This is a genomic window from Mesorhizobium sp. M4B.F.Ca.ET.214.01.1.1 (genome assembly GCF_004791545.1).
GTDB lineage: Bacteria > Pseudomonadota > Alphaproteobacteria > Rhizobiales > Rhizobiaceae > Mesorhizobium > Mesorhizobium abyssinicae.
The window spans coordinates 1-311 of record NZ_SRUX01000226.1 but is presented as its reverse complement, the minus strand read 5'-3'; the positions used below and the strand labels follow the sequence as shown (position 1 = coordinate 311).

Annotated in this window: 1 protein-coding gene; it reads right to left on the bottom strand. The window is 66.6% G+C overall.

What is annotated here, in order from left to right:
• Nucleotides 1-311: L-serine ammonia-lyase, iron-sulfur-dependent, subunit alpha (locus tag EN857_RS33985; protein WP_189522846.1), on the bottom strand; the 311-nt coding region annotated here is incomplete at both ends.

Genomic DNA, 311 nt, shown 5'->3' with positions numbered 1-311 from the left:
GCCCGCCGAGGCTGGTTTCCTTGTACTTCTCGTTCATGTCCAGGCCGGTCTGGCGCATGGTCTCGATCGCGGCGTCCAGCGGCACGAAATGCGTGCCGTCACCCTTGATGGCCAAAGAGGCGGCCGTCACTGCCTTCACCGCGCCCAACGCATTGCGCTCGATGCAAGGCACCTGCACCAGGCCGCCGACCGGATCGCACGTCATGCCGAGATGATGCTCGAGCGCGATCTCGGCAGCGTTCTCGACCTGCTCTGGCGTGCCGCCCATGACAGCGCACAGGCCGGCGGCGGCCATTGCCGAAGCAGAACCC